The organism is Undibacterium pigrum, assembly GCF_003201815.1.
In the GTDB taxonomy this organism is placed as follows: domain Bacteria; phylum Pseudomonadota; class Gammaproteobacteria; order Burkholderiales; family Burkholderiaceae_D; genus Undibacterium; species Undibacterium pigrum.
In genome coordinates, this window is sequence record NZ_QJKB01000002.1 from 69,276 (window position 1) to 83,728 (window position 14,453).

Annotated in this window: 12 protein-coding genes; all 12 read right to left on the reverse strand. The window is 52.9% G+C overall.

Going from position 1 to position 14,453, the window contains the following annotated elements; all coding sequences use genetic code 11:
* Positions 1–108: 108 nt before the first annotated feature.
* On the reverse strand, positions 109–1,206 hold the full coding sequence (xdhC, locus tag DFR42_RS07340) for a xanthine dehydrogenase accessory protein XdhC (protein WP_110254340.1): 1,098 nt from the start codon (positions 1,204–1,206) through the stop codon (positions 109–111).
* Between the two features lie 38 nt (positions 1,207–1,244).
* Entirely contained in the window at positions 1,245–3,611 is a 2,367-nt protein-coding gene (xdhB, locus tag DFR42_RS07345) for a xanthine dehydrogenase molybdopterin binding subunit (RefSeq protein WP_110254341.1), read from the reverse strand.
* 14 nt (positions 3,612–3,625) lie between these two features.
* Positions 3,626–5,107 carry a xanthine dehydrogenase small subunit gene (gene xdhA / locus DFR42_RS07350; RefSeq protein WP_110254342.1) on the reverse strand — a complete coding sequence of 494 codons (1,482 nt, stop codon included), beginning with the start codon at positions 5,105–5,107 and terminating at the stop codon, positions 3,626–3,628.
* A 737-nt stretch (positions 5,108–5,844) separates the two neighbouring features.
* Positions 5,845–6,273, reverse strand: a complete 429-nt coding sequence (locus tag DFR42_RS07355) for a hypothetical protein (protein WP_110254343.1) — start codon at positions 6,271–6,273, stop codon at positions 5,845–5,847.
* A gap of 71 nt (positions 6,274–6,344) precedes the next feature.
* Complete coding sequence (locus tag DFR42_RS07360; protein WP_110254344.1) at positions 6,345–8,711, reverse strand: protein kinase domain-containing protein; 2,367 nt, start codon at positions 8,709–8,711, stop codon at positions 6,345–6,347.
* Positions 8,712–9,368 carry a 4Fe-4S single cluster domain-containing protein gene (locus DFR42_RS07365; protein ID WP_110254345.1) on the reverse strand — a complete coding sequence of 219 codons (657 nt, stop codon included), beginning with the start codon at positions 9,366–9,368 and terminating at the stop codon, positions 8,712–8,714. It lies immediately after the preceding gene.
* Positions 9,365–11,227 (reverse strand): AAA family ATPase, encoded by a 1,863-nt coding sequence (locus DFR42_RS07370; protein ID WP_110254346.1) that lies wholly within the window; start codon positions 11,225–11,227, stop codon positions 9,365–9,367. The genes DFR42_RS07365 and DFR42_RS07370 overlap by 4 nt, the downstream gene beginning before the upstream one ends.
* The gene (locus DFR42_RS07375; protein WP_110254347.1) at positions 11,224–12,294 is read right to left on the reverse strand and encodes a hypothetical protein; all 1,071 of its coding nucleotides are present in this window, start codon (positions 12,292–12,294) and stop codon (positions 11,224–11,226) included. Before DFR42_RS07375 ends, DFR42_RS07370 begins: the two co-directional genes overlap by 4 nt.
* A 57-nt stretch (positions 12,295–12,351) precedes the next feature.
* Positions 12,352–12,927: an immunoglobulin domain-containing protein gene (locus DFR42_RS07380; RefSeq protein WP_110254348.1), complete on the reverse strand. Its 576-nt coding sequence runs from the start codon at positions 12,925–12,927 to the stop codon at positions 12,352–12,354.
* 12 nt (positions 12,928–12,939) lie between these two features.
* Positions 12,940–13,602 carry an HAD-IA family hydrolase gene (locus DFR42_RS07385; protein WP_110254349.1) on the reverse strand — a complete coding sequence of 221 codons (663 nt, stop codon included), beginning with the start codon at positions 13,600–13,602 and terminating at the stop codon, positions 12,940–12,942.
* A complete protein-coding gene (locus tag DFR42_RS07390; RefSeq protein ID WP_110254350.1) occupies positions 13,599–14,063 on the reverse strand; it encodes a GNAT family N-acetyltransferase in 465 nt (154 codons plus the stop codon). The genes DFR42_RS07385 and DFR42_RS07390 overlap by 4 nt, the downstream gene beginning before the upstream one ends.
* 7 nt (positions 14,064–14,070) lie before the next feature.
* On the reverse strand, positions 14,071–14,409 hold the full coding sequence (locus DFR42_RS07395) for an antibiotic biosynthesis monooxygenase family protein (protein WP_110254966.1): 339 nt from the start codon (positions 14,407–14,409) through the stop codon (positions 14,071–14,073).
* Between the last annotated feature and the right edge of the window lie 44 nt (positions 14,410–14,453).

Genomic DNA, 14,453 nt, shown 5'->3' on the forward strand with positions numbered 1-14,453 from the left:
GCGCGACGATCATGGCTGCGTTGCAAATGCTCGCGATAGTTCACTATCGCTGCGCTTTGCGCCTTGCCCTGATCGCCGGGCAAGCGTCTTTCACTTCCGTTTTTACTATTACAGTCCACTTGCCTGTCTTTCTGTATTAGATGCAAAAACATCAGAGCCTATGCGCGCAAGCACTCGGCTGAGTTCTTTTTGCTGATGGATGTCATGCTCTTCCCAGACCTGCAAGAGCTGGGCGGCGACGGAGGCGGCAATCACTGCCGGTTGCTTGCCATGTATGCCGGGCAAGCCTATGGGGCAGACCATGTCATTGAGGCGGGTAGCCGGTATGCCACGTTCACGCAGGCGGCGCTCAAACTGTACACGCTTGGTTTGCGAGCCTATGAGGCCAAACCAGCCTACATCTGGCAGGCGCAGGATATGCTCGGACAGTTTCTGGTCCAGTGCATGGCTATGCGTGAGCACGAGGAAGGATGTTCCCGGAGCGGCTTTGGCAATCAGGGCTTCTGGTGTATCCGTCGCTTCTACCGTGACATTGGCTACCAGCCTGGTCGGAAACATATCTTCGCGTTCATCGACCCAGGTGATACGGCAAGGCAAATCAGCCATGGCACGAACGATGGCTGCACCAACATGGCCAGCACCAAACAACATCAGGTGAGCGCGGTAAGCGAGGCAGGAATCGAGCAGCCAGCGCTGGCCCGCTGCATCCGTCAGGACCTGACAGGGATTACTGGTATCAATTTGCACTGGCAAACCCGCAGGCCAGGCAGAGCCTGTCAAATGTGTACCGTTGGCATCGCACAGGCTTGGTTCTTGCGCACTGTCCAGCGCCAGCAAACGCCAGCTATCCTGTCCCAGACGCCAGCGCTGGTTCAGGCAATTCAAGTAAGCCAGACTATCAGCCTGCACACGTTCAAAGGCCAGATGCACGACACCGCCGCAGCATTGACCCAGGCTGGGGCCTAACGGGAAACGTTCAAAGCGGCGCTGGGCGGCAAGCTGGCTTTCCGGCATGGCCAGCATGCTGCGGGCGATTTCTGTGGCCTTCATTTCCAGATGGCCGCCACCTATGGTGTCGAATAATTCATCTGCCGTGACCAGCATCTTGGCACCTGGCTCACGCGGGCCGGAACCCAATACAGTGGCAACCGTCACCAGTATCTTGGGGGCGGCTTGTGTGGCAATTGCATTTAACCAAAGCTTCATGATGAACTCGCTTGTCTGACTTTATGTCTGAATTTAGCTTAGCTGGCCGCAGCCATGGCCGCTACGCCATTGATGGCCGACAAAATCGCTTCACTGGTTGCAGGTGCATTCAGGGGCGGGTTATAGCGGTAATCTGCCACGCTGGCAATCGCATCACGTATCGCAAAGAAAACAGAAAACGGCAACAGCAGCGGTGGCTCACCGACGGCTTTGGACCTGTGTATGCTGTCTTGCACATTGCGGTTCTTGAACAGGCTGACGCGGAAGTCTTCAGGGCAATCAGAAATCGCCGGTATCTTGTAAGTCGAAGGCGCATGCGTCATCAGCTTGCCGCCCTTGTTCCACCATAATTCTTCTGTCGTCAGCCAGCCCATACCCTGTATGAAAGCACCTTCCACCTGGCCTATATCGATGGCGGGGTTCAAAGAATTGCCGGCATCGTAGAGCCCATCAGCACGCAAGAGTTTCCATTCACCGGTCAGGGTATCGACAATGACTTCAGACACCGAAGCACCATAGGCATAGTAAGAGAAGGGATTACCACTCATGGTTTTAGGGTCCCAGTGCAAACCCGGTGTCGCATAAAAACCGTCAGACCATAATTGCACCCGCGCCAGATAGGCTTTTTGCACCAGGGCTTCAAACGGGATATCCAGCCCATTGACACTGACCAGGCCAGCCGCAAAGCGTATGTCTGCCAGCTCGCCACCATAAGTTTTTACTGCAAATTCAGCCAGGCGCTGGCGCAGGGTATGCGCAGCATTTTGCGCAGCCTTGCCGTTCAAATCTGCACCCGTCGAAGCAGCCGTGGCCGAGGTGTTTGCGACCTTGCTGGTGTCAGTGGCGGTAGCCCGCACCTTGTCCAGGTTCAGGCCCAGCTCATGGGCGACGACCTGGCAGACCTTGGTATTGACACCCTGCCCCATTTCACAACCACCATGGTTGACCAGTACCGAGCCATCGGTATAGATGTGTACCAAAGCACCAGCCTGGTTCAGATGAGTGACGTTGAAGGCGATACCAAATTTAACCGGCGTCAGCGCCAGACCTTTTTTGAGGACGGGGCTGCTGGCGTTGAAAGCCTTGATGTCAGCACGGCGTTGCTGGTATTCACTGCTGGTTTCGAGTTCTGCCACCAGTTCATGGATGACGTTATCAACGACCTTCTGGCCATACTGTGTAACGTTGCGCCCCTCTTCATCATTGCGGCCATAGAAATTGATCTTGCGTATTTCAAGCGCATCCTTGTTCAAGTCACGGGCAATATTATCGACGATGTATTCAATCGCAATCGCACCCTGCGGGCCACCAAAGCCACGGAAGGCAGTATTCGACTGGGTATTGGTTTTGCCGCACATGGCGCGGATATCGACATCGCCAAGGTAGTAAGTATTATCGAAATGGCAGACGGCACGGGTCGCTACTGGTGCTGACAGATCGGCAGAGAAACCGGCGCGTGACACCATCTCTACCCTGGCGGCAATGATGCGGCCTTCGTCGTCGTAACCGACTTCATAATCATAATGGAAGCAATGGCGTTTGCCTGTCACCATCATGTCGTCATCACGGTCAGCACGCAGTTTGACTGGGCGTTTCAGGTGGACGGCAGAAATCGCTGCCGCTGCTGCCCACAAGGCAGACTGCGATTCCTTGCCACCAAAGCCACCACCCATGCGACGGCATTCAACCACGATGTTATGACTGTGCACGCCAAGCGCGTGGGCGACCACATGCTGCATTTCGCTGGGGTGCTGGGTAGAGCACAGCACCAACATGCCACGGTCTTCCTTCGGTATGGCGTAAGAAATCTGGCCTTCGAGATAGAACTGTTCTTGCCCACCTACATACAATTCACCCTTGACACGGCGCGGTGAACGCTCGAATGCGGCCTGCGCATCACCACGCTGCAAACGCATGGGCGGCAAGACGAAGGACTGGGCTTTTTTTGCTTCTTGCGGTGTCAGTATCGCGGCTAATTCTTCATAGACTATCTCGGCCTTGCGCACGGCACGGCGCGCATTGTCATGCGTATCAGCGACGACGATGAAGATGGGCTGGCCTACATATTCCACCAGGCCTTCTGACAGGATAGGGTCATCATGAATGATGGGGCCGCAATCATTGGTGCCGGGAATATCCTTGGCGGTATATACCGCCACGACACCACGTGCGCTTTTGACTGCATCAAAATTCATGGACACAATATTCGCATGCGCCTTGGACGACAGCCCCAGTGCTGCATGCAAGGTGCCCTGCACTTCAGGAATATCGTCGGTATAACGCGCCTCACCCAGCACATGCAGGATAGCCGATTCATGCGGATGCGATTTGCCGACCTCTGCCCAGTCTGCGTTGTCTTTGGCGAGGTTTTTGTCGTTCAGGAAAGCTTCAGTTTGGGTATTCATGTTTTCTCCTGAGCTTAAGCTGTGACGGCGACGGGGGCAAAGACATTGATGGCTTGCAGTTTCAACGGCGCATCTATACGTGTCTCCAGCCAGAAACGGCGCAAGAGATTTTGTGCTGTCTGCATGCGGTAGGTATTGCTGGCACGCATATCGGTCAGCGGTGTGTAATCCTGCGCCAACAAGGCCATGGCATTTTTCACCGTTGCTTCATTCCAGGCTTGCCCATTCAAGGCTGCTTCTGCCAGCGGCGCGCGGCGTGAGGTGGCGGCCATGCCACCAAAAGCGATATGCGCATCACGCACGATGTCACCATCGAGGCTGATTGCAAAAGCGGCACAGACGGCAGAGATATCCTGGTCATAACGCTTGGCGAGTTTATAGGTACGGAATTGCTGCCCGACTTTGGGCAAGGGTATGCGCACGGCAGCGACAAATTCACCGGGCTGCATATCCTTTTTCATATAGTCGAGGTAAAAACTCTCCAGTAACAACACACGCTGGCCGCGCACGCTGTGCAAGACGATCTCAGCACCCAGGGCTATCATCCATGGTGCTGAATCACCAATAGGCGAGCCATTGGCGACACTGCCACCCAGCGTGCCGGTATTGCGTATAGGTTGCGAAGCAAAGCGCTGCCACATCTCGGTCAGTTCATCCGGGTAATGCTGGCAGACTGCGCCATAGGCATCATTCAGGGACACGGCTGCACCTATTTCCAGCATGTCATCCACAGTCTTGATGTGTTTTAACTCATCGACTTCACGCACATAAATGATATTACCCAGCTCACGCATTTGCTTGGTCACCCACAAACCGACATCAGTGGAACCTGCCAGTATAGTGGCCTTAGGGTTGGCTTCACGCACCTCAGCCAGTTGCTGCAAAGTGCGCGGCGCATAGAAAGTCTGGTCATCAGCCGTATAGCTGAACATCTCACCACGTTGCAGACTTTGCAAGCCACTAATAACAGCCGCACGATCAAACTCCGCCGCAGGCAATTCCCCCATGCGCTTTGCGGCATCGATGATAGGGCGGTAACCTGTGCAACGGCACAGATTGCCGGACAGGGTTTCGTCTATCTCCTTGCGACAGGGCGGAACATTGTCACCTTCTTTTTTCAGGTACAGGCTCCACAGCGACATGGCAAACCCCGGTGTACAAAAGCCGCATTGCGAGCCATGGCATTCCACCAGTGCCTGTTGCACAGGATGCAGTTCACCATTCTTTTGTTGCAAGTCTTCTACCGTAAACACAGCTTTGCCATCAAGCGTGGGCAGGAATTGTATGCAGGAATTCACCGACTGCAATTCCAGCTGACCATGTTTCATTTCACCAACCACGACCGTGCAGGCCCCGCAATCGCCCTCGGCACAACCTTCCTTGGTGCCGGTGCAATGCAAGTCTTCCCGCAGATGTTGCAACAGCGTACGCGTAGGCGCAGCATTGCTGACTTGCTGGATTTGGCCTTGATAGTAGAAACGAATAGGGTCAGACATGAATGCTCCGGTATGAAATTCTTATGGGGCGAGGTTAGCATCCGCGGCGCTGACATCTATATGCATAAAATGATGTAGCTTATCTGCGTGCAAAAATATAAAACACCAAACCAACACCCTGACAGGCTGGAAAGCCTTGTCAGTATTCAGTATAGACAGTACGGGCGAAAACGCAGACCGGGGTGTAAATGGGGGATATCACGGTTTTTGTATATCGGTACGACTAAGCAATACACGCAAGATATACCTAGCAGGTCACATTGATGTTGCTTTTGACGTTGTGGTTGCTTTTGAATTTCTGCCGTTCCCATGTGTAGCCGCCGTTTGTGCGGTACAGAAAATGGATTAGAAATGCCCGTGTTTGAGCGCAGCGAGTTTCGGGCATTTCCCATTTTTTGTACTGCACAAACGGGAACCCCGCAGGGGCGGCTACGCCTGGGTCGCTTTCTTTTGCTTACTTTTCTTGGCGACGACAAGAAAAGTGAGTAGCTGTCGGGCTACCCCCGACCGGCAATCTTAAATTACATGTAAACGTACTCCAAAAACAGATGTTCAAAACACGACTAATCTGAAATTAATATACCCAACAGTATGCGTCGAACGCCGCTGGATTCCAGCTAAAAGCACGCTGGAGCGCCAGCCCGGTGGAATGACGTTAATAATTTCCCTTCAGACTTTAAGGCCGACTAGCCAGGTAAGTATCTCAACGCTCTCATTTTTGCACCACAAGCCCCAAATCAGCCAGCAGATTTCTTGGAAGAATTCTTAATAAAATCACTATGCCTAAACCTCAACCCCGACCAATCCTCATCTATCGCCACCATCCTCACCGTATCAAACCCCGCCGCCTTGATCACATCCCAGCCAGTATCGCGGTTAAATTCACACTTATACTTTTTCGACGTGCCTTTGGGATAAGCAAACCACAATAAGGCGTCTCCCTCGATTTTTGTCAGCAAGGCAGCACTGATCTTGTCCAGCTCATCTTGCTTGCTGACAAACGCCAGGGCAAATTCGCAGCGTTTGCATTTCTTGATATCCTGAAAAATCTCTACATCTGATTCAGCAAGCAGTTCATCAATGACAGGCTGGAAAGATGCTGGCGCATTGACTATCAGGAGCCGTTTTTGCTCTTTCAAATTCATTTTCGTAAAAATCGGCGACATTTGTCTGGCTCCTTTTTTTGATGCAAACAACTATCTCAGATGTTTGCGAGAAATATCAGATATTTGAAAATTCATAATTGCCTGCCCAGCTCACGGATTTTGCGCATGGTCAGAAAATTTGGCAGGAAGCGCCAGACAGCGACTGCCGCAATCAAGCCAGGTATCCAGTAAAAATTCACCTGAGGGAAAAACAATGGCACGCCCAGCACGGCGATGGCAACAAAAATCTGCACTTCACGCCCTACCCAGCCCTGGTTTTCAATACGCCTGGCAGCCAGCTTATCCAGCAACTGCGAGATTTTTCTGACAGTGTGCTCAACTCTCAATGCTGCTTTTTTGGCGTCCTGCCACGCTGTTTCTGTACTGGCCGAAGCGCGCAACTTTTCCAGCAAATCATGGTAGTCATCCAGTGTCCTGTAGAGATCATCTGCGGCGGCGGTAGACAAGAGGCTGTCAGTAGCTGCTACGCGTATGGCTTTGATGCTGCGTAAAATTTCCTGCTTCATGGCCGCTGCCGCATCCTGGTCAGCGGTGCGTTGCCAAGCCTCGGCTTTTTGCTGGCGTTCCACGGCTTTTTGTGCTTCGGGCAACAGGGCTTCCAGCACCAGCAACGAGGCTACAGGCATTTGCTCTATCTCACCAAGCGCAGCCAGCCAGGGACAATAAGCTTTCAGGCCAGCATAGGCGATGACCAGGCGTTTGCGCAGGCGTTCCGGCCACCGTTCATCATAGGCCAGCGCCAGAATGCGCGCATGCAATTTATGCAGAGGCGCAGTTTCGTCGGGATCAAGACCATAAACGAGTTTGTCGATATTGGCATACTCACCCGGCAAATTTTTGCTGGCATAGTCCTTCACCAGGCCAAAAGCATCTTGCCAGGCGAGCTGGATTTGCTTGCAACAATGCTGCCACTTTTGCACTATGCTGGCGACTTCCTTGTTACCGGCTTCAGCATAGGCTTCCAGCACACCGTAGTTATACAGCTGGTTCAACCAGCTGCTGGCGGCTTCGTCTCCTTTCAGCGCACGGTTGGCATAGCCTAGTATGGCAGGCAATTCTATGGTTTCGCCACGCCAGACTGGCGGCAGGCCCGGGGCCAGATGCAGGATGAGGCGTAATAGCTGCACGTCGACCGAGAGCTTTTTATCCTGGCGCATATCGAGCAGGACACGTACCGCATTCTGGTCTTTTTGCACATCGCGAAACCAGGCCAGCAATTGCGCATTCGAGATATCCCTGACGCCATTATCCCAGTTGCGTGCCAATGCCACTGCCAGTTGTTCGCGGGTGTGGCACAGATATGGCCCTATATGATAGGGCTCGCGAAAACCGCCCATGGCCATGGTTTCCACGGCCTCTGGCAAGCTGGCATCGCGCGCCAGCCAGCGCATGATCTGTTCATCGCCCCAGCGTTTTTTAGGGTCCCGCAAGAGCAGGCCACGCAGCAGTTTGCGCAGGTAGGTATCGGATACGGCATTGAGTTCCAGCTCACGCGTGGTCAGGTGGTGCAGGATCACGGCTTCTGACAAACCGGCAAATGGATGCTGGCCCAGAGCCAGTTCCAGCATGATCATGCCCAGTGCCCAATAATCTGCCTTGGCATCAATGACGCCAGACAGGCTTTCTGGTGAGGCATAGGGCAAGGTGCGTGCTGTGCCAGTCAGCCTTTGCGTGGCATCCAGCACGGATGAAATACCGAAGTCAGTGAGTATCAAATCCAGCGGTTGCAGCGTGCGCACCAGGATATTTTCTGGCTTGAGATCACGGTGGATAAGTCCGGCCTTATGCACACTGGCGATAGCGGCTGCCAGCTCACGCACTATGTTTTCCAGCATGGCAAAATCTGGCCGCTTGCCCTGCGTGATTTTTCTTAAGGAACCAAGCTCACAATATTCCATGAGTTCATAGGCGTGACCATCAGACACACCTGCTTCCAGCACAATGACGCGGTGCTCGGCTGCTACTGTTTGCAGCCTTTCCCTGACTTCAGATTTACCATGTATGCCGTGGCGATATATCTTGGCGACACGCTGTATGGCGCTTGTATTTTCTTCCACCAGCAACAACTCGGCCTCTGCACCCAGGGTGGGCAGGTGATGCAATATCTTGTAGCGATCTCGCAGGGCTTGCGGCAGTGACAGCAAGCTGTGAATCTGGCTGCTGTCTGGTGTTGCTGCAGCAGGTTCCTTGATCAGCGGGCGATTGCAATACAGGCATAGTTCACTGTCTGGAGGATTACTTTGTTCGCAGTCTTCATAACTGCAAATTAGCTCTGTTGCTGTGGCTGTTGACAGCTTTACTTCAACTTCAGGTTCTGCCTGTTCGCGCTTTTCCATCAAGTCCACACCGGACAGCAAGGTGCCACAAACGCAGCGCATGACTTCAGGCGCGTTTTCGGTTTCACATGCAGGGCAGCGGCGTATGTAGGTCTGACTCACTCAGGGTCTCCAGCTGACGCTATCAAAAGTCAAACCGCGGCTGGCGCATAATTGTTCCAGCGCCTGCATGTCACCGCGCCCTGGTATGCCTACATACCAGACACGCTGGCCGTCTATCATGGTCTGTATGCGCTTGTCCTGTTCATCTATGGGAGCATCAACATAGGTCTGCATACGCGCCCTGGCACGGTCTGACAAGAGCACCAGCGGCTGATTGGCTGAGCCACGCCAGGCCTGGGTCAAGGGCTTGCTCACGATAAAAGGCTCGGGGATCAGGGCATCAAGTTTTTGCAGCAAGTCTGCATGTTTTTTTTGCAGGGTAGCCAGTGGATAACCGCTATAGCAGAGTATGTCAAAATCCATTCCTGTACTGCTGCGCCAGTGATGCAGACCATCGAGCAAGGCATGCAGGGCCTTGGGCTGCTCGAATGGTTCGCCGCCTGAGATGGTGATGCCATCAAATAGCCCGGCACTGACTTCGCGGCACCAGCTCAGCAAACCCGCCACTGTCATTTCCTTGCTGCCATCCCTGGCCCAGGTATCTTGCGAGACACAGCCCTTGCAGCCTATGCTGCAACCCTGTACCCATATGCCTATGCGCCGCCCCGGCCCCAGTACGGTCACGGGGAAATGTGCTTTATTGATGGCAATCTTCATGCTAATTGCAGGCTCAGGCTGATGACTTTATCGGCTTCGGTAATTGCTGTCACGCTGACACGCTGCTTGCCTTCCAGCTCTTGCTCAAACAGGGCACGCGACAGAGGATTGATGAAATTCGATTCCAGCTGGTTGCCGACACCGCGGCCACCATTGCTGAGGTCACGTATGCAGCGTGCCAGTAATTCATCGCGCACCGTCGCTGGCATGGCCAGTTGCAGGCCGAGTTCTTCTTGCAAGCGACGTGCCACATTACGCAACATGCCATCAAAAATTTTTGCAGCGACTTCAGCAGAAATAAAATCAAAGACCACGATATTGTCACCGATGCGATTCAATAATTCTGGCCGTGACAATTTGAACTTGAAGTAATTGCCTATGGCCTCGCGCACCTTGAATTCCACGGTTTCATAACTGTCGCCAGGCTTCACATTCTGGCTGCGGTTACCCTGGTTATCTTCTACATAGATACCCAGATTGGAAGTGAAAATCAGAATGGTTTCTGAAAAATAGGCAGTGTCGCCGCGGCCATCGGTGAGGCGGCCATCTTCGAGTATCTGCAAGAATTTATCGAGTATGCGTGGATGGGCTTTTTCGATTTCATCGAAGAGTACGACAGAAAAAGGTTTTTGCCTGACGGCGTTGGTGAGTTCACCACCGGCATCAAAACCCACATAACCAGGCGGAGCACCGAGCAGGCGGGCGCTGGTATGTTCTTCAGCAAATTCGCTCATGTCAAAACGCAGGTAGGCACGTTCATCACCAAACACCAGTTGCGTCAGGGTCTTGGCCAGCTCGGTTTTACCGACACCGGTAGGTCCGGCAAAAAATAAAACGCCACGCGGGCGGCTGCCGCCAGAACGTGCCTGCGCGCCCGTCAGGCTCATGACGGAACGCTTGAGTATATCCAGGGTTTTGACTACGGCAGGATGCTGGCCCTTGACGCGGTCTTCGATAAAGCTTTGCCCATCGCGTATTTTCTTGCGCAGGTAATCCTTGCGCCAGGGGTTGTCCAGCGCACCTATCTTGAAGCAGCGCACTGCATCTTCTATATCTGCAATACCCAGCTTCTGTCGGTCTGCCAGTTCAGTGATATCGGACAGGGCAGACAAGGACATGCCCTCAGTGCCTTCAGTAAAACTTTTGACAAACTGGGTGCGCACGGCAGTAGCTGCGTCCGCATAGCCATTGAACAAGGGGGCCAGTTGCAAAGCAGCCGCCTGGCGCATTTCAAAATCTGGCTTGCTGATGACCAGGCTGGCGACTCTTTCACTATCCAGGGTAAACCAGGATGGTAAATCTTGCGCACGGTTCACCAGCCAGAGTATGGGGTTGTATTGCGGTGCACCGCCAACTTCGCGCGGGACGATGGCGCTGGCCGTCAGTGAGATTTTTTCTGCGGCGACAAAAAAACGGTGTTCAGCCTCGCCCAGTTGTTCTGCCTTGCGGGTAATACGCGAAGCAAAATCCAGCACCAGAGCGCAGCGCATTTCTCTTTCGGCGCTGAGTTTCTTCATCAGCTTGCTCAGGCTTTCGAGACTGATTTGCTGGCAACCATCAGCCAGTTTCACATCAAATAAACGTGTGGCCAGATCGCGCTGTGCGCTTTCATCAGGATAAACACGCAGGCCATCCACTGGGTCATAGATCAGCAATAGCTTGTAATCCAGACGTTTCAGCGATTCCCACAAGGCGCGGTTGAATGGCACCAGGGTAGCGCCGCCACCGCCTGAGGATGCATCCTGAGCTGCCAGCGGCAGTAAAAAACTGTCGCGTATGGCACCAGAAATCACATAGTGTGATCGTATAGGCAGCAGGCGCTGCAAGTCTTGCAGCCAGCGGGTTTCGGGTACATTCATGGCAATTTTTTCGACTGTAATTGGCTATGACTTTCAATTTGCTCTTCTTCAGCAAATTGCGGCAGCTTATCCTCCACGACCAGTTGCACGGGCAATTCACCTGCCTGCAATAGTCGCGTTACCTGCATATGTATGCCACGTGCTTCCAGTGCTGCCATCAGCGCCGGGAATTCGCTGCACCAGCGGTCTTCTGCCAGATGGTCAAGCACACTTCGTTCATTTTCACCCTGTTTGACAGAGCGGATGACATTGAAATTGGCCTGCCCAGTCTTGCTATCCATGCGCATGCGCACCATGTATTTGTCCCAGCTGGCGCGGCGGAAATGCACGACGCCACCTTCAACAAACAGGGTATGCGACACTTCTTCTACCTGGTAACCAAGGTCTTTCAAGGTCTGTTCCAGTATCAGGGCCTGTGCTTGTTCGACCTGGCGTTTTTTCTCGGCTTCCAGCAGAGTCTGGATTTGCAGGCGCAGCTCGCTGGCCAGCATGTCGGCGCGGGCACCCGGCAAAGATTTTTCCAGCTCCCTTGCCAATTGCGCAATGTGTTCGGGTAATTGTTCTATGTGAGCGATGCGTTTCAACAAACGCGCCAGCCTGTCTTGAGGCAAGCTTGCGGCACTGGCGGCGTCCAGATTGGCATCGCCTTCATCCGACAGGGCGTCAGCGCGTCTGGCTGACTCTTGCAACAAGACTGGCCTTAATTCATGCACCAGTGCCTGCAAGCTGCGCAGATATTCTATGATTTCCTGTTCATCCGTCCCGGCTGGCGGGACAGGCTGGCTTGCGGTGATTTGCGCGCTACAGCCTATCTTTTCAGCCAGAGCAATCAACTGGGCATAATCCTGCTCGGCGATTTGCAATTGCTCTTGCAGGGCTTGTTTGCCCAGAACGCCTGCTTGCTGCAGGCGCTCTTGCAAGTCAGTTTGCTCAGCATCCTGATGTGTGCGCAACAGATCGGCGTTGTGATGTGCCTGGGCCACCGACATGGCAGCACGTATGGCCGCCGCCGCCAACAGGATTACCAGGCCATCGCCCGTGATCAGGACTGTAGTTGGACCACTCATAGCTGGGATGTAAAGAAATGCGGAAGTAGCTAATATAGCATGTAGCAGACTGCAGACTTACTGAAACACGCAGTAGCCATTGATCAGCCAGCGTTGCCCCACTTTGACGAATTTGAACTCAGTTTCCCATTGATAGGGCGAGACCACGATCACACTGGCTTTGTCGCCATCGAGCTTGATGGACTTGGCCTTGATTTTCCTGATAAAAGAAGGCTTGTACTCATATTCCTGAGCACAAAAGAAAATGTCCATGTCTTCCGTATCCATCAGGGGGCCACGGCCATCCTGGGCCATCTGAGCAAACTCGGCATCGGTATAAGCCTGGAACTGTTGCTGGTATTTTCCATAATAACGCTCCAGCGCCGCCGGGAAGTCTGCTGCAAAATAACCACTGGCCATGAATTTGCCACTGAAAGCCTTGAGGTTTTTAGTATCGAGCTGGAATTTTTTGCTGCCCGGGATGTCCTTGATAGCAGGCTGCAAGGCAGAAACCTGCTTGCCATTCTTGAGCACCCAGCCATAGAAACCCTGCACTCCCGCCATCAATGCCTGCTCATCCTGTTTGCCTGCATGGACCATGGGCGCAGTGCTGAACAAGGCAGTGATCAGGATTAAGTTGAGGCTGGTTTTCATCAGCAGCTACTTTCAAGGGAAGGTTTGTGAACACTGCAATAAGCATGGTAACTCATACATGGAAGAAAATCGTGGTACTTGTGGATAAGTAGCCACTTGTGCCGCAGCACCAAACCAGCAGGCTTGCATGCCCGCCGCGATCGCTGCCTGTATGCCGATCTCGCTGTCTTCAATCACGATGCAATCTGCTGGCGCAAATCCCATTTGCCTTGCCGCATGCAAAAACAGATCAGGCGCGGGCTTCCAGGAAGAAATATCGTATGAACTGTAGATACGTTCACCAAAAAACCGGCTCAGCCCAGTCAGGCTCAGCGCTTTGCGGATTTTGTGCGGCGGCCCGGCAGATGCCACGCACATGGGTAAATCCAGTTGCTGCAAAACTTCTATGACGCCGGGAAAAGCCTGCAAAGATGCATCGAATAAAAGAGCTACTGTACGCCGGTAGCTGTGGATAAAATCCTCATCCAGTTCCAGGCCATATTGCTGCGACAAGGCACTACAGATATCTGCCAGCTTGCGGCCACGAAAACGCTGCGTCAGATCAGCAAGATCTGCCTGTACGCCATAATGTTGCAATTCTTTTTGCAAACCCAGATTGCACAAACCTTCGCTATTGACCAGCGTGCCATCGCAATCAAAGATAAGACAATTGGCTTTGCGCAGCGGGGAGTTCATTTTTCCAGTGCAGCGTTCAGGACTATCTCTGCATTCATCTCACCCTCTTCATCCACACCTGTTTCTACAAATCCAACACTGGCATAAAAATCTTTGGCGACCGGGTTTTCCGGCAGATAGCAAATGGTGATGCGTTCTGCCTGCAGGTCCTGACGTATTTCCTCAATTGCCAGTTGCAAGGCTTGCCGCCCTATGCCTTTGCCCTGTTGGCGATGATCGATCATGAAGCGGTGTATGGCATATTCCCTGGGGCGATTTTCATCATCCATGCTCTTGTACATCAAAAAACCCGTCAATTGATCATCTGCATAAATGGCGCGTGGTCTGTAGTAAATATCGTATTTGGACTGCGCCAGAGAATAAGCATTACTGGCCAGATAATTTTCCTGATGAGGCAACAAGGGTAAATTGATTACCTCATCAAAATTATGGATATCTACTTCTCTCAGTTGTATCTTCATCGAAGTTTTAATTTGCGGTATGCGGCGCTACGCTCACGCAAGGATGCGGCAAATTGCCATCACCATAAGTGCGTAACACTTCTGCCACGATGACCTGATAGCCATCCAGCCATTTTGCCTGCGCCGCCTTGGCTTGCTGGTGGATGGGGTTGTTGATCAAGGACTGCAGGGCTTCCAGGCTATCCCAGTAATACACATTGGAAACCTGCCCGGTCACTGCATTTTCCCAGGTCTCTTCACCGAGATAGCCTGGTATGGACTTGGCCAGAGCGACGATCTGATCATCAAGCGCATAAAAAGCGTCGTCGTATTGCTTCTTCTTGAAAGTAAAAGTGGAGGTGTACATGCGCAAGCCCGGCGGATTAAATAAGTTGCAAATCATACATAGAT

Excerpts from the sequence above, each read along its gene's own strand:
- xdhB (WP_110254341.1), bottom strand. The coding sequence starts at position 3,611 with ATGAATACCCAAACTGAAGCTTTCCTGAACGACAAAAACCTCGCCAAA.
- DFR42_RS07375 (WP_110254347.1), bottom strand. The coding sequence starts at position 12,294 with ATGAGTGGTCCAACTACAGTCCTGATCACGGGCGATGGCCTGGTAATC.
- DFR42_RS07365 (WP_110254345.1), bottom strand. The coding sequence starts at position 9,368 with ATGAAGATTGCCATCAATAAAGCACATTTCCCCGTGACCGTACTGGGG.
- xdhC (WP_110254340.1), bottom strand. The coding sequence starts at position 1,206 with ATGAAGCTTTGGTTAAATGCAATTGCCACACAAGCCGCCCCCAAGATA.
- DFR42_RS07380 (WP_110254348.1), bottom strand. The coding sequence starts at position 12,927 with ATGAAAACCAGCCTCAACTTAATCCTGATCACTGCCTTGTTCAGCACT.
- xdhA (WP_110254342.1), bottom strand. The coding sequence starts at position 5,107 with ATGTCTGACCCTATTCGTTTCTACTATCAAGGCCAAATCCAGCAAGTC.
- DFR42_RS07390 (WP_110254350.1), bottom strand. The coding sequence starts at position 14,063 with ATGAAGATACAACTGAGAGAAGTAGATATCCATAATTTTGATGAGGTA.
- DFR42_RS07355 (WP_110254343.1), bottom strand. The coding sequence starts at position 6,273 with ATGTCGCCGATTTTTACGAAAATGAATTTGAAAGAGCAAAAACGGCTC.
- DFR42_RS07385 (WP_110254349.1), bottom strand. The coding sequence starts at position 13,602 with ATGAACTCCCCGCTGCGCAAAGCCAATTGTCTTATCTTTGATTGCGAT.
- DFR42_RS07395 (WP_110254966.1), bottom strand. The coding sequence starts at position 14,409 with ATGTACACCTCCACTTTTACTTTCAAGAAGAAGCAATACGACGACGCT.
- DFR42_RS07370 (WP_110254346.1), bottom strand. The coding sequence starts at position 11,227 with ATGAATGTACCCGAAACCCGCTGGCTGCAAGACTTGCAGCGCCTGCTG.